Origin of the sequence: Paenibacillus xylanilyticus, from assembly GCF_013359935.1 — a bacterium.
Classification (GTDB): Bacteria; Bacillota; Bacilli; order Paenibacillales; family Paenibacillaceae; genus Paenibacillus; species Paenibacillus xylanilyticus.
The window spans coordinates 123,128-144,395 of record NZ_JABMCB010000170.1 but is presented as its reverse complement, the minus strand read 5'-3'; the positions used below and the strand labels follow the sequence as shown (position 1 = coordinate 144,395).

General features: G+C 47.2%; 13 protein-coding genes and 1 riboswitch. Of the genes, 4 read left to right on the top strand and 9 right to left on the bottom strand.

Going from position 1 to position 21,268, the window contains the following annotated elements; genetic code table 11:
- Positions 1 to 24 precede the first annotated feature (24 nt).
- The 4 genes from cydS to HP552_RS09740 all read right to left on the bottom strand — a co-directional run bounded on the left by cydS (position 25) and on the right by HP552_RS09740 (position 5,739).
- On the bottom strand, positions 25 to 177 hold the full coding sequence (cydS, locus tag HP552_RS09755; RefSeq protein ID WP_175395219.1) for a cytochrome bd oxidase small subunit CydS family protein: 153 nt from the start codon (positions 175 to 177) through the stop codon (positions 25 to 27).
- Between the two features lie 5 nt (positions 178 to 182).
- Positions 183 to 1,217: a cytochrome d ubiquinol oxidase subunit II gene (locus HP552_RS09750; protein WP_175395321.1), complete on the bottom strand. Its 1,035-nt coding sequence runs from the start codon at positions 1,215 to 1,217 to the stop codon at positions 183 to 185.
- Positions 1,214 to 2,560: a cytochrome ubiquinol oxidase subunit I gene (locus tag HP552_RS09745; protein ID WP_175395320.1), complete on the bottom strand. Its 1,347-nt coding sequence runs from the start codon at positions 2,558 to 2,560 to the stop codon at positions 1,214 to 1,216. The genes HP552_RS09750 and HP552_RS09745 overlap by 4 nt, the downstream gene beginning before the upstream one ends.
- A 332-nt stretch (positions 2,561 to 2,892) precedes the next feature.
- The gene (locus HP552_RS09740) at positions 2,893 to 5,739 is read right to left on the bottom strand and encodes an ATP-binding protein (protein WP_175395319.1); all 2,847 of its coding nucleotides are present in this window, start codon (positions 5,737 to 5,739) and stop codon (positions 2,893 to 2,895) included.
- A gap of 341 nt (positions 5,740 to 6,080) precedes the next feature.
- Here HP552_RS09740 and HP552_RS09735 point away from each other — a divergent pair, with 341 nt between their 5' ends.
- Positions 6,081 to 6,779 carry a response regulator transcription factor gene (locus tag HP552_RS09735; RefSeq protein WP_175395318.1) on the top strand — a complete coding sequence of 233 codons (699 nt, stop codon included), beginning with the start codon at positions 6,081 to 6,083 and terminating at the stop codon, positions 6,777 to 6,779.
- Between the two features lie 15 nt (positions 6,780 to 6,794).
- Here HP552_RS09735 and HP552_RS09730 read toward each other — a convergent pair whose 3' ends face one another.
- On the bottom strand, positions 6,795 to 7,259 hold the full coding sequence (locus tag HP552_RS09730; RefSeq protein WP_175395317.1) for a hypothetical protein: 465 nt from the start codon (positions 7,257 to 7,259) through the stop codon (positions 6,795 to 6,797).
- A 224-nt stretch (positions 7,260 to 7,483) separates the two neighbouring features.
- Here HP552_RS09730 and HP552_RS09725 point away from each other — a divergent pair, with 224 nt between their 5' ends.
- The 3 genes from HP552_RS09725 to HP552_RS09710 all read left to right on the top strand — a co-directional run bounded on the left by HP552_RS09725 (position 7,484) and on the right by HP552_RS09710 (position 11,388).
- The gene (locus tag HP552_RS09725; protein WP_175395316.1) at positions 7,484 to 8,626 is read left to right on the top strand and encodes a virulence factor; all 1,143 of its coding nucleotides are present in this window, start codon (positions 7,484 to 7,486) and stop codon (positions 8,624 to 8,626) included.
- A 145-nt stretch (positions 8,627 to 8,771) separates the two neighbouring features.
- Positions 8,772 to 8,991, top strand: a riboswitch (Lysine riboswitch).
- Between the two features lie 115 nt (positions 8,992 to 9,106).
- Positions 9,107 to 10,576 carry an amino acid permease gene (locus HP552_RS09715; protein ID WP_175395314.1) on the top strand — a complete coding sequence of 490 codons (1,470 nt, stop codon included), beginning with the start codon at positions 9,107 to 9,109 and terminating at the stop codon, positions 10,574 to 10,576.
- Between the two features lie 173 nt (positions 10,577 to 10,749).
- A complete protein-coding gene (locus tag HP552_RS09710; RefSeq protein ID WP_175395313.1) occupies positions 10,750 to 11,388 on the top strand; it encodes a class D sortase in 639 nt (212 codons plus the stop codon).
- A gap of 108 nt (positions 11,389 to 11,496) precedes the next feature.
- Here HP552_RS09710 and HP552_RS09705 read toward each other — a convergent pair whose 3' ends face one another.
- The 4 genes from HP552_RS09705 to HP552_RS09690 form a co-directional block, all read right to left on the bottom strand.
- Positions 11,497 to 16,155 carry a collagen binding domain-containing protein gene (locus tag HP552_RS09705; protein ID WP_175395312.1) on the bottom strand — a complete coding sequence of 1,553 codons (4,659 nt, stop codon included), beginning with the start codon at positions 16,153 to 16,155 and terminating at the stop codon, positions 11,497 to 11,499.
- 201 nt (positions 16,156 to 16,356) lie between these two features.
- A complete protein-coding gene (locus HP552_RS09700; protein WP_175395311.1) occupies positions 16,357 to 17,484 on the bottom strand; it encodes a transglutaminase domain-containing protein in 1,128 nt (375 codons plus the stop codon).
- A gap of 195 nt (positions 17,485 to 17,679) precedes the next feature.
- Entirely contained in the window at positions 17,680 to 20,061 is a 2,382-nt protein-coding gene (locus HP552_RS09695; RefSeq protein ID WP_175395310.1) for a YcdB/YcdC domain-containing protein, read from the bottom strand.
- Positions 20,062 to 20,330: 269 nt separating this feature from the next.
- A complete protein-coding gene (locus HP552_RS09690; RefSeq protein WP_312884260.1) occupies positions 20,331 to 21,266 on the bottom strand; it encodes an alpha/beta hydrolase in 936 nt (311 codons plus the stop codon).
- Positions 21,267 to 21,268 lie beyond the last annotated feature (2 nt).

The window sequence follows — 21,268 nt, the reverse complement described above, 5'->3', positions numbered from 1 at the left end:
CCTCTTTGAAAAAAAGAGCAGTGATTAATCTTTTGGGTTTTTGCATACAGCCAGATAGACGAACAGAAACGCAATAGCGGCTACGATAATCAGAGGTGGAGCATACATGATCGTGAATTCCTCAAAAAAACTCAAACCCGTTATCCCCGGAATACCTGTTGTGCCTTCCAGATTCATGAGGTTCACCCTTTCTTTTTGCCCGATTGGCCACGGACATAATTCGCATCAAACAGGAACAGCTTCATAATCAGAATCAGCGATGGAATAAGCACCAGCAGACCGAGACTGAATGCGGTAATGAGTGCAATGCCCATCGTCCGGTTGGTGAAGCTGTCATAAATATTAATGTAGGGATACAGGATGTATGGCAGATGTGACCGTCCGTATCCATACCAGGCGAAGGCAAACTGCAGCATCACGGCGATAAAGCACCAGCCAAGATACTTTCGTTTCCATACGAGAGAGACCGCAACAACAAAACAAATAAACGAGGCGATAAACATCCACGAGATATTGACCATCTGCTCAAAGTGCACCGGATTTTGTTTGTTAATTTGTAAAAAAGCCAGAAAACTGGCAAAGATCGTGGGCAAGCTCCACAGCAGCGCATACTCCCTCAGCACTTCAAATGCAGTCTCATCTTCTGCCCTCTTGGCATAATAGGAAAGGAACATCGCCGAAATATATAGCACACTTACGAGCGCAAGCAGCACGACCGACCATGTGTAAGGATTCGTCAGGAATTCACCCCAGCGAAAAAACACCTGCTCTCCGACCTGCTCGATAATTCCGCCCTCGGATATCGCCAAAATGGTGGAGAATACAGCCGGAATCAGCAAACCCGTCGCACCATATAAAGCCATGTAGATACGACTGTTTTTTCCATGATTCCCATAGGTGTTGTACGCGTAATAAACACCCCGAATGGCCAGAAGCACAATGGCAAGGGAGCCGGGGACCAGCAGAGCTGTTCCATAATAAAAGGCGCTATCCGGATAGAATCCCACCAGCCCCACTACGAAAAAGATCAGAAACACATTCGTGACTTCCCACACGGGCGACAGGTAACGCTGAATAATGTTGTGAATCTTGTTCTCATGTCCCGTCAACAAACTGTAGAAACTGAAAAATCCTGCTCCAAAATCAATGGAAGCCACAATCAGGTAGCCAAACAGAAACGTCCATAGAATCGCGATGCCTGCAATTTCAAAGCTCAATGGACGATCCCTCCTTCCAGGCCAAGCGACTCCAGCTCTTTCTCTGCTTCCTTGTTACGAAACAGCTTGCTGAGTACCCGGATAGCCGAAAAACAAAGGACCAGGTAGAGCAGAATGAACAGAACCAGCATCCAGCCTACAGATGTAGAGGTCGTTGCAGCTTCCGACACTTTCATATACCCCCGCAGAATCCAAGGCTGTCTGCCCACCTCGGCAAACATCCAGCCAAGCTCTATGGCAACCATGGCCAGCGGACCTAAGAAAACGATACCGAGCAGAAGCCACTTCGGATACGGCTTTCTTCCAGGAAGCCAGCGGCGGAACACATACAGGACAGGAATCAGCAGGATGATCACCCCTGTCGTTACCTTCAGATCGAACATGTAATGAATGGACAGCGGCGGCCGCAGATCAGCGGGGTATTCTTCCAGCCCTTTTACTTCGGTGTCCAGTCGATTCCCTGCCAAAATGCTGAGCGCATAGGGAATCTCAATCGCATATTTCACCTCATTATTCTCGTCCAGAATTCCCCCATAGACGAGTGGAGCCTCTTTCATGGTCTTGAAATGCCATTCGGCTGCCGCCAGCTTCTCCGGCTGGTATTTGGCCAAAAACTTACCCGAGGAATCTCCGAGCATGACCGTGCTGACGGCAAATACAAGTGCACACACCGTGGTCAGTTTAAGTGCCTTTTTGTAATAGACATGGTCGCGGCCACGAAGCAGACTGAACGCCGCGATGCCTGCAAGGACACCCGCACTCAGCGTATACGAGGATCCCAGCACGTGAGAAACCTTGGTTGGTGTGGCGGGATTGAGCATGGCTGCAATCGGATGAATGTCCTTCATGATGCCATTGATTAACGTAAACCCTTGAGGCTGGTTCATGAAGGAATTCACCGTTGTGATAAATATTGCCGAAGCCGATGATCCCAGTGCTACCGGAATAAGCAGCAGCATATGTGTATATTTCTTCTTGAACCGATCCCATGTATACAGATAAATCCCCAGAAAAATCGCCTCCACAAAAAAGGCGAACGTCTCCATAAACAGCGGCAGGGCAATGGCCTGGCCCGCTACCCGCATGAACATCGGCCAAAGCAAACTAAGCTGCAGACCGATGGAGGTTCCGGTTACAACACCCACGGCAACGGTAATCACAAACCCCCGCGCCCATCTGCGTGCCAGCAAGGTGTAGTGGATATCGTTTGTTCGTAACCCCCGCCACTCGGCTAGCGCAATCATTAGCGGAACGCCTACGCCGATTGAGGCAAATATAATGTGCACAGCCAAGGTAAGGCCAGTCAAAATCCGGCTGAGCAGAACAGGGTCCAGCGATGACATGGGTGACAACTCCTCTTCAACATTAGTCTTTATGTACAGTTCTCTTGCACTCGTTTGTCCGAAATCTTAATAACTCATGATACGGATGATACTCTTCACAACGGCATACAGTACGACAACTGCTGCGACCAGGCAGACAATAATGAGCGTTTTCTCCTGTTTGCGAAACATATACCTGCCATCCTCCTTTTGAAACGAATGCAAATTATGGCTCTATAGACAGTTTGCAAAAGATCATGTTTTTTTATCCTGAAAATTTAAAAACAAAAAAGCCCTTATCCTTCAGCATATCGTTCACTGAAAAATAAAGGCTTGAGGATCTGACATTTTGCCTACAGAAGATCCTCCTGCTTTGGCAATCGAATCTTGAATGTACTTCCTTTGTCAGATGCAGATAAAAACGTAAGCGTTCCATGATGGTCTTCCACAATTTTACGTGAGATATACAGTCCAAGTCCGGTTCCCCCGATCTGCCTGTGGTCCGAGTTATCAACACGATAAAACTTGGTAAACAGCATGTCCTGCACGTTCTCCGGTATGCCTATTCCGTAATCACGCACATCGATGCATATCCATTCGTCTTCTTCCCACAGGGTGATGTCAATCCGGTCTGTTCCAGGCGAATATTTGACTGCATTGCCAACCAGGTTATGAAGGACCTGAACCATCCGGTTCTGGTCCGCATACGCAAAGAAGTCACCGTTAAAGGCATGCACATAAATGCGCTGAACCGATTTGATATTCCATTGCTCGGCAACCCCCTCAATCAATTCGAGCAGAGGTACATAGGTCATATGATAAGTCATACCATCGTTGTCCAGACGCTGGATATCCAGTACGTCATCAAGCAGGCTGCTCAGCCGGCTGCCCTCCGACGAGATGGTTTCCATGAATTCCTGACGCTGTGAAGCGGGTAAATCATACATCATCATTAATTCCACATAACCCATGATGGTGGCTACGGGCGTCCGCAGCTCATGGGACACCACACTGATCAACTCGTTTTTCATCCGGTTCAGACGTTCTTCTTCCGTACGGTCACGGAATACAAGCAGGAACCCATGGTTTTTGCCAGGTACATCCACTTGCTTGATATAGAGGGAGAACACACTTTTCTCCATATTATTAAATATAAATTCAGTCTCCACGAAGGAACGTTCCCCATGTAAAAATGCCTTCGTTTGCTCCACCAGATTGAAATCATCCGTTAAGACAACCTGATCAATGGCTTGGGCAAATTCTTCAATGGATCTGCCCAGGAAGTTGCCGAGGCCGAACATCTTTTCTATCCTTCGATTAACGATGGTGATGGTACCGGAGCGATCTGACATGACAAGCCCTTCCCGGACCGACTCAATAAAGTGTTCACTAATATCACGCTGTTCCTGAATGGCGATTTTCTCATTAAACAGCTCTGTATTCAGTCTCTCCAGCGCAAGCGCATGGCGCACACGTTCTTCTTCTGCTCTTGTCTTATCGGTAATATCCTTGATGAAGAGGTTATACAGCTTTTCATTGTTACCCAGTTGAATTTCCACAATTTTGTATTCAATGGGAAATACAGAACCATCTCTGCGTATGCCTGAAATCTCCTCGACGTTTGCATGCCGCTTGCCTTGAATATATTCGAATCTTTCCAGCATTTTTTTGATTTCCATACAACTCGCTCCCTGAAAAAGGGATGGTGCATCAGTCTCAAGGATGACCTCTTCCCGTTTCAATCCAAACATCCTTTCGGCTTCGGGATTGAACTCAATGATCAACCCGTTGGAATCCACAGCAATAATGGCATCAATCGATGAATCGATGATGGCCCGTTTGATCTCCTCGCTATTTTTCAATTCCTTGGTCCGTGCACGAACCCTGTCTTCCAGCGTCAACTTATCCTGACGAATCTGCTCGAATTGCTCCAGAAGAACATCTGCCATTTTACGCAGATTGCCGATCAGAATTTGAACCTCGGTGACATGACTTGTTGGCCAATCCATCTTGCCGTTTCGAAATAACAGCCTCGGGAGTAAACCTGTCATCCGGGTGAGTCTGATCAGAGGACTTACAACCTTTTTGCTCAAAGGAGCGGCCACAACCATGGAAGTTACAAAAATGAGAAACAGGCTTTGAAGTGTTGTAAGATAGATGGATTCAATCCGGGGATAATAATTGGCCGAACTAGTCTCCACAAAGACACTATAGGGTAAGCCCGAAGACATATCCGCCTTATAGATAAATGAAGCATGTTTCCAGTAGGTGAGCGCATCACTGTAATAAGCATCTCCTGGACGAAAGATAATGGAGGATTGCCCTTCCCTTAAATAACGATAATTGCCCGTATTCAGATATTCGCCAATCTGTAAGCTATCCAGTCCGGAGGCAATCACCCGATTATGGATATCCAGAATAATCACATTCACATCTAAAAGATGATGATAACGCACCATGCTCTGCTGCATATTCTGAATCGTTAAATATCGCTCGTCCAAATCCTGAATCACTGCATTCGAAGCATGCTCCAAATTAAATACAATATTCTCGTTAATTTGATTTAACTGTCTGCGGCTGTCCGCAGATAAAAGAAAAAGAGATACAACCACAACAAAAACAACTACGTATTTAAAAGCAATTCTGCTCAGAGGGATCGTGCCTGTCCTCTTCGATTGCGACTCGCCATTGGTAATCCAGAAGTCTACCACTAATCCAGCGATCAACGCGTTAACCATGCTGATTACAGCGATATGCATATATGCATACTTTACATCGTCCAAATTTACGTTTAGGATGAAGTGCCCATAACCTAACACAGGCAATAACATAACGACCCAGAATACAGCATTCGCCTTCATGATACTTCCGTTTTTCCAGCGGATCTGCCATCCCAGCATCCAGATCAATTCAATGAAATGAGCACAAATCATATATAAACTATGTGAAGTTGGCCCTGTATACAACAGGTGTAGTCCACTGATTGCAGTCACGGTAATAAATCCATAGATGCCGCCATGCAAACGCAGGGCAACAAGTGCAGCTGCACTGCCAAACATCAATTGGACGCCATAAAACAACGTTAGTGGATAGATGCTCCCTAGCGTTCCAAGCACAATCAGGATCACGGTACCGATCCATGCAATCCGAAGCTTTTCTATCACCCATCCCAGCATTTGGGCTGCCTTTAACTTAAGCATGGGCTGAAGTCCTCTTGGTTCGTTTCTTTCTCCCAGTTTAACAACAACGTTGGTTCCTCCTATAAGCTAGAGCCGTTCTGCCTACTTTTCTTTCCTCATTTCCCCCAGATACATTATACTGTAATTATCACAAGGTTTTTTCGTTGGCAAAATTTGATTTATCGGCAAAATAGACACAGCTATGGTAAAATACTGAAGTTCTGCTCGAGTTTGTACTCCCCTACATATACAACCTATATTTTGGAATATAAACATTAAAAAATTTGTGGTATTTCTACACAAAACACAGCGTTTTTTTAGTAATTTCTTAACAAATTCTTTTCACCAGGAGTGTGACCTCTATGTCTATCAAAGTACTTCTTATAGAAGATGAGAAAAATCTGGCTGACATGATTGCTTTCTTTCTTGAGGAGGAAGGATACATAACAGAACGGGTTCATCATGCCCGTGAGGCACTTCAACTTTTCCCACGGTTCCAACCGGATATTGTTGTCACTGACCTGATGCTGCCCGAAATGGATGGAAATGATCTGGTAGATGCATTTCGCCAGCATTCCACTGTACCCATTCTCATGATTTCTGCCAGTACGATGCTGAATGACCGGCTCAGAGCATTGCACAATGGCGCTGACGACTTCTTGTGTAAGCCTTTTAGTCTGAAGGAGCTCGACGCACGAATCAAGGCACTGCTGCGCAGATCCGCCATCTCCTATCCCGATAAACCGGCAAAAGAGGATAAGCCGTCCGAAGATACGGGGCATGTGAGTGTAAATGAATATAGACGAACCCTTTTTGTGAATGGAGTGGAGATCGAGGTCACTCATATTGAATTTGAGATTATGAAGGAATTGTACAGGAATCCAGGGAAAGTATTTACCCGTAATGAACTCATGGACCGAATCAAAGGTTCGGAGCGAGCCTATTTGGATCGTACCATTGATGTACACATCTCCAGTTTGCGAAAAAAAATTGAACCTGATCCCAAAAATCCCCGCTATATCAAAACTGTTTGGGGGACAGGCTATAAGTATGTGATGTGATCTAAATAAGCCTATCTAATGGCCATGCCCTCTCCGTGTGAATTTTTGAATCGACACGGCGGAGGGCATGGCCTCTTCATGATTCTGTAGCGTGGAGTGCAACCACTCCTGCATGTCCAACATGAGTTGATGTGGTTCACGTTGATTCCACAGAATCATTTTGATAACGCCGTTACCCGTGACCTGCTGCAAATGCTGTCTGCGAATTAACGATTGAAAATCCGTAATGACCAGCAGAGGAATCTGCGGCAAAAAGGCCCGGATTGCATTGGATGCAGAGATCGCTTGGCTGGCATCCATGTAATCGATAATACAGTAACGTGATTTTTCCCAAGTGGCTATCGGGCGCTTCTTCTCGTTTTGTTCTTTGTCCCGAATGGATATTTCCTGCCCTTCCACTATCCATTGATTGAACATTTCAATAATATTCTCATAAGCAATACCGCGGTTTCCGTCCGAAAGTACGGTTATACGTTCCATAGCTGTTACCTCCAGTTGATTCATTCTATTTATTGTGCCAATCTTCATTTAAAAATGTTTGTGAGTGAACATGAAAGAAGTGTTAACAATCTTAGTACTTCTCACACAACTATGTAAGGTTCATCAACCATTTCGCAGTTTGCGCCCATTCATGTAAAATAGGAGTATACCCGTTCTATCACGGGAACTTTAATGTAGAATCCGGTACAGGAGGTTATGAACCGATGAATATTATTTCAATTGAACCAACGCCCAGTCCCAACACAATGATGCTTCACCTCGATGAACGTCTGGAGGACGGGATCCGCAAAACATACACGCTGGACAATGAACGGTCTGCTCCAGCATTTATCCGCCAGATGCTACATATTCCTGGCGTTAAAAGTGTATTTCATACCACAGACTTCGTTGCGCTGGACCGCAAGGGTAATGCAGACTGGTCTGTCATTCTGGGAGAAGTTCAGAGCCGTCTGGGACAACAAGGAATTGACCTGGACTGGATTGAATCCGAAGACGCATCAGGCGAGCACTTTGGTGAAGCACAGGTGTTCGTTCAGTTTTTCCGTGGTGTACCCATGCAGATTCGGGTCAAGGCCGGTGCCAAAGAGGAACGGATCTCCCTATCCGATCGATTCGTTAAAGCTGTTACCGAAGTCGCCAGCGCAACCCTGATCAAGGAACGCAAATTAAGCGATTATGGTGTGCGTTATGGTGAACTGCCGGATATTGCCCGCGAGGTTGAGCAGGAACTGGAAGCCGCTTACCCGCCGGAGCGTCTGAAGCAAGTCATCGAACAGGCTATTGCGCATGGTACCAAAGCGGAAGAGTTTGTGGAACGGCGTCGTCAGCTGGAAGGTGCCGAACTGGAAGAAGCGCTGAGCAGTGAGGATTGGAACGTGCGTTACGCGGCCTTTGACGGCATGGAACCCACGGAAGAACGCCTGCCACTTGTGGCTCGTGCCCTCCATGACAGCAAGATGCAAATACGCCGGTTGGCCGTTGTTTATCTTGGTGACATTCGTACGCCGGAAGCCATGGAATTACTGTATGAAGCACTTAAGGACAGCTCCCCCGCCGTACGTCGTACCGCTGGAGATACATTGTCCGACATCGGCGACCCGGCTGCAACCGCGGCGATGACAGCAACACTTACCGACAGCAGCAAACTGGTACGCTGGCGTGCAGCGCGTTTCTTATACGAAGTGGGAACCGAAGAAGCGGAACAGGCTCTGCGGAAGGCAGCCGATGACCCCGAGTTTGAGGTCAGCCTCCAGGCCAAGATGGCACTCGAGCGAATTGAATCCGGCGAACAGGCTGCTGGTACGGTGTGGCAGCAAATGGCTGGACGCAACAAAAAGACGGAATAATCCCCATTCGGGGAACATCCAACTTTTGTTATTGCATGATGAAGACAGGAAAGGTATACTGAATGTCTGTTTGAGCAACAGAACATGGCATGTAACGTTCTGCTATTCAATAATTTCATAGACAATAGATACACCTCATCCACGATGATGAGGTAGAGGTCGCGGGTGCGATCAGTAAGCTGAAGGAGGCGCTAAGGAGCCGCTCATGAGATCAGCCGAAAGGTGCACCCGCCGAAGCCTGCTGGACGGTTCCTTACGTTGTCCAGTACGGTTGGGGCTGCTGCCGAAAGGTACAGAACTGTCACAGAGATCCAAACCAGCCAGCTTGGGTGGTATGAATTCTTCTGTGTTGAGCTATCTTATAACATCTGGGACAGGTGCGGACAATGGATATAAAGACCGCGGGCTGAAGCCTGCGGTCTTTTGTGTGTAGCCTCATTGATCCATATCATCAGTACGCTGAGTGAAGGAGTGTTTTCATTGCAAGACCGCAACAAACAAACAATAACAACAGACGGTTCCCTGAAAAAAGGATTGCGTGCACGGCATATGACGATGATCGCCCTCGGTGGCTCCATCGGTACAGGATTGTTCCTCGCAAGCGGCACCGCCATCTCCACAGCCGGTCCGGGTGGTGCACTGATTGCGTATGCGGCCGTAGGCATCATGGTTTATTTTCTGATGACAAGCCTTGGAGAACTGGCTACTTTCATGCCTGACTCCGGTTCGTTCAATACGTATGCTGCGCGTTTCGTTGATCCTGCACTTGGCTTCGCCATGGGCTGGAATTTCTGGTACAACTGGGCGGTTACCATTGCTGCCGAACTGGCCGCGGCTACGGTACTCATCAAATATTGGTTCCCTGACAGCTCATCCATGTTATGGAGCCTGCTGTTTCTTGTCTTAATCTTTGCTCTAAATGTATTATCCGTTAAAGGTTATGGAGAGTCCGAGTACTGGTTCGCCATTATCAAGGTTGCTACCGTCATTATCTTCCTTACCGTGGGTGTGCTTATGATCTTCGGTATCCTGGGCGGAGAAGCAGTCGGATTCAGCAACTTTACTGTAGGCGATGCACCGATCCATGGCGGATTCTTCGCTGTGCTTGGTGTATTCATGGCTGCCGGGTTCTCGTTCCAGGGAACCGAGCTGATTGGTGTAGCAGCCGGCGAGAGTGAAAATCCGCGTGAGAATGTACCTCGTGCCATTCGGCAGGTATTCTGGCGGATCCTGATCTTCTACATTTTGGCGATCACCGTAATCAGTTTGATCATTCCGTATACTCATCCAAACCTGCTGAAGGGTGATCTGGAAAACATCGGTGTCAGTCCGTTTACGCTCGTATTTGAAAAAGCCGGGCTCGCCATTGCAGCTTCAGTCATGAATGCTGTCATTCTGACCTCTGTGCTGTCTGCCGGGAACTCCGGCATGTACGCCTCAAGCCGGGTCCTCTATGCTCTTGCCCGTGATGGCAAGGCACCGCGTTTCCTTGGACGACTGAATAAAAAAGGGATTCCGATGAATGCCCTGCTTGTAACCACAGCTGTTGGCATGCTGGCGTTTCTCGCCTCCCTGTTCGGCGATGGTATTGTGTATACCTGGCTGCTGAATGCATCAGGCATGTGCGGGTTTATTACTTGGCTCGGGATAGCAATTAGCCACTATCGCTTCCGTCGTGCTTACGTTGCTCAAGGCAGGGATTTGAAAGATCTGCCCTATCGCGCACGTTGGTTCCCATTCGGACCGATTTTCGCCTTTGTGCTCTGTATTGTCGTCATCATCGGCCAGAACTATCAGGCGTTTACGGGTGACCAAATTGATTGGAGCGGAGCTCTCGTAGCTTACCTGAGTGTACCTTTATTCCTGATCCTCTGGTTGGGTTATAAATGGATCAAAAAAACCAAGGTGGTTCCACTGCAGGAATGTGACTTCACAACTTCTGCCGAATAGTTTTTATCAATCTGCATGAATATATGGAAGCAAAACGTACAGGCAGCATTCTCTCCCGAAGTGGAGAAGAGGCTGCCTGTTTTTTTGTCTGTCTGTCTTGTTCAGGTTTTGTATATGTCGCTCAGGTAAGATAGTACCTCAGTACATTTCATTCATAAAAGGGGCCTATGCGCATGAAAAAATATTATTCCCTTCTCATTCTTTTGGGGATATTTGTCATTCTATTTCCATCTCTACAGGAAAAGTTTTATGACTGGCAGCAGGACAGAGTCATGAACAACCTCCAATCCGACTTATCCAAACTTAATTACTCATTTGAACAAGCCATGAGCGATACCAGATCCCCCGATCCAGCCATCGAGGAAGAACGTATACCGAATGTAGACTCAGGCGCGCTAGGCGTCATCGTCATAGACAAGATTGATGTCCAGCTGCCCATCCTTGAGGATGCCACGGAAGCCAACATGAAGGTATCAGCAACCCATCTGGTGGAAACAGCTCCGATTGGCAGTGAAGGAAATGCAGCAATAGCAGCCCACCGTGCTCATAAAAAAGGACGCCTGTTCAATCGGCTCGGAGAACTGGAGATTGGCGACCAGATTGATGTTACATTAGCGGATCAAACTCAAATCCGATACAACATCGATCGAATTTCCGTTGTGGAGCCTACGGATCTGTCTGTGCTTGAGGATCCACATTTGGGACAGGTGCTGACCCTAATCACTTGTGATCCATTGATAAACCCGACACATCGGCTAATCGTCCGAGCCGTTGCCGATACCACGGATGCTCGTGATCGAGATCTTTCGTAGATCCACTTCATAATTAAACACCCCTGGTGCATGCTTGGAGGAATTTAATCCTCCAAGCATATACACAGGGGTGTTTTTGTAGTCATGCAACTAAAGATACGCGGTATATTAAGCTTGGTTATGCTTCATTTGCTGTCTACGGCGAGTAAACCAATAACCTAGACAGCCCAGCAGAATCAAAGCTGCTCCGGTAAAGGTGTACCCTGCCCGGCTCTCTTCTCCTGTCTTAGGAAGCATGCCTTGGGATTGTTGGTTTTGAGCATTTTGTGCCCCCGCGACATCGGTTTCTGAAGGAGTAGAAGCATTCTCCTCATGCCCATTGCCCGGGTTCGATTGATCACCTGCATTTGCATCACCTGCATTTGCAACTGACGTCGGGTCCTCACCAGGAACGGCTGGGTTTGCTGAATCCGGTGAAGTGCCCGCGGACTCCAGATCTGTCGGATCCTCAGGAACCGTTGGTTCTGGAACTGACGTCCCCGGGGAAGTTGGTTCTGGATCCGTACCCGGAACAACTACAGTACCTGGAACGGTTGTTCCTGGATTTGATGTTTCTGGTGCCGGTGTCTCTGGTGTTGGTGTTGTTGGTGTCTCCGGTATTGGTGTTCCCGGATTGCTTGGTGTACTCGGACCACCCGGAATGACAATGACTTTATTCATTTTTTCAACAACAACGGTTTCCGTTTGCTTATTCGTAATCTCGAATTCAACTGGAGTGTTATCCAAAACATATCCTGAGGGTGCCTTAACTTCAACCAGTTGATATCGGTTTGGCTCCAGGTCCTCCAGATAAAGCTCACCGTTTAGATCGGTTGTAAGCTGTGCTTCATCAATGTCTGGAACTACTTGGAATTCCCAATCTCCATTTTGATCCATCAGGGCCGTCTGAACAAGCAATTCAAAAACAGCACCTTGTAGATGTTGCGTTTTGGATTCATTGGTTTTAACCAATTTGACAGAACGGTCATTTTCTTTGTTTTCTATGGTTAACTTGGTTTCCGGTTGAATAATCGATACAAGCGTTTCAGGCTGTTCGATCACGAAACCGTCCGCCTTCGTCTCTACCAATGTGTATGGACCGTAAGGTAAGCTGTCGAATTCAATTACACCGTTAACATCCGTAACATCTTTGCCAATTACGCTACCAGTGTTGTCACGCAGTTCAAATTCAATTCCGCTTAACACAGACTGATCCTTGGCATTGACTTTGGTAATAACCAACTTGCCATCCGTTCCCATTGCATTGGTTTGCGTGAGGGTAACGATCTGAGTTTGATTAGCGACAATGGTAAATGGAATCGGCGCTGCATCCAGTGTGTAATACTCTGGAGCGACAACTTCAACCAGCTCATAATCTCCTGGCGGCAAATCGCCTGCTGCGATTCTTCCATCCTCACCTGTCGTTAAATTCTCACCAATCTTTTCTCTGGTTTGATCCGTTTTCTTCAAGTACAGTTCAAACGTTGCACCTTTCAACGTCTTCGAGGTATCAACAGAGTCAACCTTGGTTAATTGGAAGCCCTGACGGATTTTTTTGTTTTCAATTTCATACGGTTTGTCCGCATCTTTAAATGCGACCGTTTTGCCTGTAACAGATCCATACTCGGAGTCTACCAAATAACCCATCGGCGCGGAAACTTCTTTTAGTTTGTACGGAATTCCATCGTTCTCATTCAATCTATAGTTTCTGGTTGAACTGGTTTCTCCATTGGAGTCTGTAGGTTTCAATGTTTCAAGAAGCATGCTTCCCGATGCATTATAAATTTCAAATACCGCTCCCTCTAATGGAGCCCCGGTGTCATCTACTTTTTTAATCTTAATCTGACCAAGTCCGGTAGATGAACCTCCACCTGCTCCAGCCAGTGAAACGCGGATACCTTCCTTACTATCTGAACCCAGCACGGAGGAGGACTGACCTGCAAAGTCAACTTTATTGGAAATTCGATCGCCGCTATCCGCATTAATAAACGATTGATATTCCAGGATAAATGCAGTATTGACTGCCTTAAGGAACCTAAATGTAAATGTGTTCCCCTCTACAACCAATTCATAATCATCCGTGCTCACAGCACCGGCTTTGGTAGAAACATTACCGGAATTGTCCGCCGGAAGATCGACATGGTACAACTTCAGGGAATCCGCTAATAAGATCTGATTGTCCGATAGGGTATCGGTCAGCTCAGAACCCGCTGGAATGTAGGATTGACTTGGGTTGATGTTTACTGTCCAGGAGGCCAGATCACTTGTGCCTTCCTGCTTACCTGTTTTGGCTACATAAACGCCGCCGTGTACAGGTGTTACAGTGGCCGATTTATTAAATCGTACCTCTCCACCTTCTCCATCACTCAAGGTTGCATGATTGGAGTACGTGCCGTCAATGTCATATTCGCCATCCAGGCTCGTTTTATAAACAATCCGATAGGCTTCCTTGCCGATGTTGCCCAGATCCAGTCTGAAGCCCTTCCCGTTCGAATTGAGCTGAAATTGTCCATCGGTCAGAGAAACCTCGTCACCAATGTCGATAACATTATTTTCCCCTTCCAACAGCAGCTTGTTCACTTTCAGGGAACCATCTACAAAGGATTGATCACCAATGTAGTTATCCTGGATAATTGCATCCTGAATGTCGTACAAATTATAGTTCGCATCGATCGTCCAGGTGATGGTTTTGTCCTTGGCGCTGTACTCACCCTTTTTATTTCCGTTCTCAATGGTATAACTTTGTGGTGTGACATCTGCCCACTTGGTTATTGAAGTCTGTTCTATACCCGACTCTTTCCAAACAATCGTGCCCGTGTTGCGGTATACATTACCTGTTGGCATTCCAGCTGTCGGATCAAAGCTTGTCTTGTATGTGATGGTGTGTTCGCCACTGATCATACCGCCATCTACCAGTCGAATGGAGAATCCTTTTTCATATTCAGAGTCATCTGTGGCCGCGATTGGGTCCTGCACAAACTGATCTGCCTGAGGTCCAGTGATCTCCAGTGTACCGGGCACCAATTTCATATGTCTGCCTTCGTAATCATCCGTTATGACAATGTCTGTCATGTCTTTCCGATCACTATTTATTACTAATTTCCATTCAATTTCTTTCTTATTGAAATCTTCACTTTGTACACTTTTGGCGAAAATGATTTCTCGGATGTCTTTTGTCGTTGTTTTTTCCAATCCGCCGTACATTTTGACTGTATTGGATACGGTCGCATTTTTGTACACACGATCGATGGCTTTGGTTTGATACACAATTTCATAAGCGCTGGATATGTCATTCTTGAAGTGCACCTTAAATCCTGTACCAATATCCTCCACCGTATAATCATCTGATTCCACCGGCGTCGAACCGGAAGAGCTGCCATTATCATTGATCGTTACCTGATTTACCTGGACCGAACCAGGAACAAGCGCATACTTCGTCGTGTCAAAATGATCCTCAATCCATGCATTTTCCTTCAAAATCGCTTGTTGGTTGTAGTTGTATTGAACCTTCCAAGTGATCGTTTGGGTTACCGGATCATAACCGCTATCCTGACCGGATTTATTCAGCGGTTCATTAAAGCTAATGTTTACTCTACCTTTAGCGGTTTCTTGGTATCCATCATCACCAGTAAGGTTGACCTGATTTTCATATGGACGATTTGTAAAAGGAGTCTCCGTCGGTGCTGTGACACTCGTTGTGTACGTCACCCGGTAGCCTTGATTAATGCTGCCAAGGGAAACCGGAAACTGTGATGCTGTTTGCGTGATTTCTCCTGCTTTTACCGATCCATTGATTTGAACTTCCAACGGGCGAATCTCGATATCTCCCTTGAGGTTTAGCCCTTCTGGAAAAACATCTTCAAGTACCGCATTTTTGATTTCTTTTTCACCCTGGTTAAAATCAACGGTCCATACGATTTCATCCGAGTTGAAATTGTTTTTATTCGCAACCCCTGATTTCGTCAGTTTGTCCACAGCCGTATTGGCAAAATGCACATCAATAATGCCTTGTCCAATGGAGCTGAAATCGAATGGCTGCTTTAAGCCGCCTTCCATCTTGCTTGCATCATATTTGACCCATACATAAAAGCTGCCTTGCAGCTGCGCACCTTCGATCAGGTCACTGAACGTAAACGTCACCTTTCCATCCGGATTGACGACATATTCGCCAGCTCCACCATCCAGATTGCCTTTTAATTGCGATTCAATCTTGAATTTGTCTGGCAGATTGAACGTATAGGTTGATCCCCCTCCATAACCGTGAGAATCGCTCGGGAATGACCAGCCGAAGACAACTGCTACCTGATCATTCACATTCGGACGAATCTGATCGACCGGATTGCCTTTCGGTGTAATGTTCCCATTCCCATCATATCCTGGAATTTCATCATACATTTGAACACTTGTGATTATTTGTTCCTGGATCTCTGAGGCTGCTGCCATGGCTGTCATACTCTCCTGACCATCCACTACAGTCTCTGCACCCTCTGCTGCCTCCCCTGATTCAGGAGTGACAGGTACAGTGCTGTCCGGTACGGTGGTATCCGGTTCAGCAGTATCAGGTTCAGCGGAATCAGGTTCGGTGGTGTCAGGCACCGTGACCTCGCCAGGATCCACATCCACAGCTTCGGCCGATTCTTCTTGGCCTGGCGTTTGAGCAGCTCCCCCTTCCCCCTCTGACGTGACTGTAATATCCTGAGCATGTGTGATTTGAGTAAATGCAAATCCGTGCATTAATTGTGTAACCAGCAGCAAAGCAATGATCACTATGCTCACTTTTCTTTTCATCCGTTGCATATCCCCCTCTAGCGTAATGTTGGCATAACAATAGGCCAAGAATTAGAATACCAAGGGCATATATACAAAAAATAGACAACTCTTTATTACAGGTCTGACTGGAACCTTAAAACACAAAAAAAGGACGCTCCTCATCGGAGCATCCTTGTAAACTTCACACCATATTCTAGCTTGAGTACGCATAGCGGGACGTCATAAGGTCCAGTTAATTTTGACACGCAGGTCTGTCGTATCTTCCATTTTGGACACATAATACGATATCGATTTCATCCCGAGCTGGTATAAATGCTGCAAATCTTCAACCAGGCCTGATTCTGTACCTTTGTATCTGAAAGTAAACGTGGTTCCGCCATCCTTCAGCACGTTCTGCACCTTGGTTTCCAGTGCGGAATGCCCACTAATCGCATCTTTCTCGTCATAGAGCGAGTATTCCAGAGTATGATACAGCTTCTGATATGCAGCTGCCTTGCTTCCTCCTGTTTGCATCAAGGTTTGCAAGGCTTTCCGATAGGGATCAGCTGCAGCCGGGTATTTGCCTTTGCCCGACCATATATGGTCACGTGCCATTTCATCGTCACTGAGCAAATAATAATTATGACTAACCTTCCCTTTGCGGTCAGGTGTCGGATCATCCCAGGTTGTGTCCATATGGTACCACTTCCCGTCCAGCTTCACGATATTCCAGGCGTGCAGTTGGTCACCCGCTGTACCTTCCACGATCCGGTTATCAATGCCCACCCGCTCCAGCATGCGGTAAGCAAGCAGGGAATATCCCTGACATACGGTGCTGCCTGTGACGAGTCCGTCATATGCCGTATATTTTTGCAGAGTTGTATCGTAGGCAAGGTTAAGAACAATCCAGTCATGGATCGCTTTCACCTTCTCATGATTCGTCATGCCTGGTGCAATGATCTCTTTTAAGACACTGGTCACTTTACGGTTAACGTAATCGGTCTGTTCTTTGGTCTCCCGGTAGGACAAATTCACATGGACCTCGGCGGACACGTTGGAACCTTTATAATTAAAAGCATAACTTTTGACGGTATATTGGATATAGGGATCACTGGTCATTGCTTCATCAATGGAGCTCTGCAGCTGTTTTTTGAGACCTTTCACATCGCCCTTGTATGTAAAAACAAGCTCCTCCGTCCGCTGCGACATTGCAGTAAGCAACGTCTGGCGTAAATCCGTCGTTGTGGATATGTCTGATGTGCCCGAAGCAGCATACAACTGATCCAGGTCCACCGTGCGCGGTAACGCCACAGCGATCAGACAGCCTGCCAGCAATATGGTGATCACTCGTTTCCCGTTCTTGCCCATGAAAGGATACCACCTCTCTTTGCAAAGTTCTCATGCCTCATTGTATCACAAAAGCATCTGGCGTCAGGCTTCTAGTTTTGTCGAAAAGAATCAAAAGAGACCTTCCGCAGAAGGTCTCCCTTGTCTTCAGCAAATAACACATAACCGTTATATCCATCCTATGACTTCCTACGCCAGGTTATGCAAAAACACTTCTTAATACAGGCGACTGCCTGTCATAAACGTATCCGTCTTGCCCTGCAGCTGGGCCAACAGCTCCAGTACCTGTGCCGCTTCAGCCACGGTCACTTTGCGTGCCGGCATGAAACGCCCTTCAATGGAAGGCAGCAACCCCAGCTTCATGCTGAGAGATACCGCACCCTTGTTCGTAACGGCATTTGCATCGACAAGGTTGGGCAGATCCGATGGCAAGGTGTAGAAACCAGCCAGCTTCTCGTAACGAAGTATACGAACAAGCAGAACAGCCAGTTCTTCCCGGGTCATCTCCTCCTGTGGATTCAGATTGACTTCCGGATCATTGCCCGCGAGCCAGCGCTGGTCGATTAATGTACGCACGGCTGGATAGTAAGGGCTCTCGGCCGTAATGTCCGCATACAGCTTGTCATTCCCGTTCACAGTGTAATATAAGTCCAGATTCGGATTAACCGCTCTAGCGAGGTAGTTAAACCAATCTCCTCTGGTGATCACCCGATCCGGAAAGACGCGTCCCTGTTCATCAGGAATCAGGACACCATGCTTGTTCATATTGAGTATTGCTTCTTCAGCCACATGACCAGCAATGTCACTAGGTGCAGCTTGGACTGCCGTGCTGGAAGTGCTGTACAAAGACATCCATTCGCCTGTATTGGCATCAAGTACTTCATAGCTGCCGTAAATCGATTTATCATCCCGTGTAGGCATATACGCAAGATTTATTCCCGACGGAGTGACTTGGCCACTGCTCGTACCATGTCCACCGTAACGGGAGTATGCCAGAACCAGCTTGAATTCTTCCAGGTAGGCAGCTTTCGCCTCTTCGTAACTAATCGCCGGCTCCTTGCTTGCGGGCAGCTGCTCAGGCGTTGCAGCAAGATTGGCATAAAATTCGCTAATCGTTCCATCCTTCAGGACCTGTACCTGTACCAGATCATCCTTAACCGCTATTCCATTCAGGTAGCGTTGAAAGATAAATGTACGGGCGTCCTCTACCTCAAGCACGCTGGACAGCTTGAACTGTTCTGTAGCATCCGGCACAAGTGCAATAACCGAATGGATTGCAAGTTTCTCGGCTTGCGTGCGGGTTACGGATTTGCCTTCTTTTTCTTCAGCCAGTTTCTCTTCTGCAGCATCCGGACTCATTCGCTGATACAGGCTATAGCTGTAAATTTGTCCGGTGGTGGCATCCACCTGCGCTGAAATGTCTCGCATGAACATATAGGACATATTCGCGTTTCGGTTGCTCCAGCTCAGACTCCAGACCTGATTGTTCGGACTCCAGTAGCTTCCTTTATTTAACTGGCTGTAATCCAACTTGTATCCTTCCGGAATATCAAAGTTCTTTTTAACCAGGTTCTCTGCCTGCTTGGCATTCAGTCTCTGTCCATTCGCTGGAACAAAAGCGGCAGCGCTGCCTTTCAGCGGTTTGTCCTGCTGTACGGTATCCTCAGTAATGGCTTTCCCAGTCATAGCGTTGAACCGTTCCAACGTATTCGCCTCAAGCGGAACCATGCTGGAATCCTTCGGCATATATCCCAGATAGTACTGCTGACCTTGCTTAGAAGACAGGCTGTTTTTCTTAATGTAGGCGAGTTCTACATCGAACTGTTCTTCGAATTGCTGCCGTGCCTTCTCTGCAGGTACAGCCGGTTTCGATGAAGGATATTCCGCTGCGGTCGTCATTCGTGAATAACCTGTTACCAGGCCACTTTGATCCACACTTATGTAAACCGTCTCCGCCTCAGATAACAAACCGTCATGCTTCAGTTGGTACGCAAATTGATATTCGGTTCTGCCGAACAACGATTGCTGCCCTGCCGTTTGGTACAGATCTCCCAAAGTTGCATATGCGTCTTCCTTCAATCCAGGAATTGCCTTGTACAGAAAGGCCACAGCCTGTTCTTCGACTTCATCCTTGGTCAGTTTGACTTCCGAATCAGACAACTGCTTATCCAGTAAATCAGACGGCATATGCACACTCAGTACTTCCCCTGTCCCTGCATGTACAGATGCGTTAAACCCCATCGAATGATTACCCTCGGTAATCTGGAATCCGATGTCCCATGTTTTGTACTCGAGCGGAGGGAATCGGTTATTCGGATCAAATTGTGCCGATGTAATGGTAGCCTTCTTTAGCATGGGAAACAGTTTCAATATATTCTCACTGGCTTGCTTGGAGGAGATCTTAGCCCCCTCAGGCACGTCATTGCTAGTCATGTCTAGTTGTTCATTTTCCCCCGGTGCAGCTTCTGTTACCTGTTCTGCTTGCGCTGCTGACACGCTGCCTGCAAACCCTGGAGTCTGCGATGCCAGAAGCAATGCCGCCATGGCTGCTGATGCAGCTTTGGCTGTCATCATTTTGAATCGAATCTGAAAACTCAAATCTGGACCTCTCCCTTCAATTTCACACATCAACTTTTTGCATTAATCCATATCTTTGGGTTGAAGCAAATGTTCACATGGATGCATGCCAAATAACTCCGCATGAATATGGTCAGTCTATTCTATGATACCATAAGCTTCCTTTTTAATCGTCCTTTTCCCAACAATTTTACAAATGAGAATTTTTTCAAAAGATGCTGAACAGCAAAAAAACGCCAATCTGGTTGGCGTTCTCTATGTCAGCCTGCAACATTATGTAGGCTCTATGATCATTCACGATCTATTACAGCAGCACTGGAATCGGTCGATTTCGCCTGAACTTGTACATGGTTTTTCAGGAAAGGGATTACGGTCTGCCAGAATACAGGATCTTCCTCTGAACAACTGTGCCCGCCGCTATTGACCCACAGATGTTCGACAGGCGGATCTGCCTTGGACATGAAGTACTCCAGTTCACTTGGCGGGATAAAATTATCTCCTTTGGAATGCACCATGAGCATCGGCAGCTGCATGCCTTTGCGCCGTTCATTCAGAAGCAGGACGGGGTCCCGTTGACGATACGTTTTCAGGGATTCCCCCAGCCGCCAGAACCAGATTCGCGGAATCAACTGGGCGAGTGGAAACAGGGGCAATCGCCGACGTTTCAGCTCCGAACTGACAATCACTTCGAACTGGGATGGCATGGAATCCGTAATGACTGCCGATACCGGAATATGTTCCGTTACTGCCATAATGGTTCCCAAACCGCCTAGCGAATGCCCCAACACACCGATGGCACCCGGATCTATCTCCGGCCGGGAAGTCGTGTAGCGCAATGCTGCGAGCAGATCATCACGGAACAGGTAGGCAGATGCCGCTTTTACCGGATCACTTGCTCCATGACTTCGAACATCATACATGAAGAGAGCATATCCCGCTTCCCAGATGGGACGGGCATAGCGGAGTACACGTGATCGATTGGAACCCCAGCCATGGGCTATAATAATTAGCGGCCACGGTTTGGGAACGTGGACCCCAGCTGGAATAAACCATCCGTGAACCCGCCCACCTCCACTCTCGAAGGTTACATCTTCGAATGGCATAGGTGGGGTAAGCGTAATGGGGATCTTTTTGGGTGTCTGGCTCTTCACCGCTGCCTTCCATAAGCCACCTGCCGTTACAGCGGCAACAGCAATAACTCCACCAATCATCGTTCTCGCTTTCACTG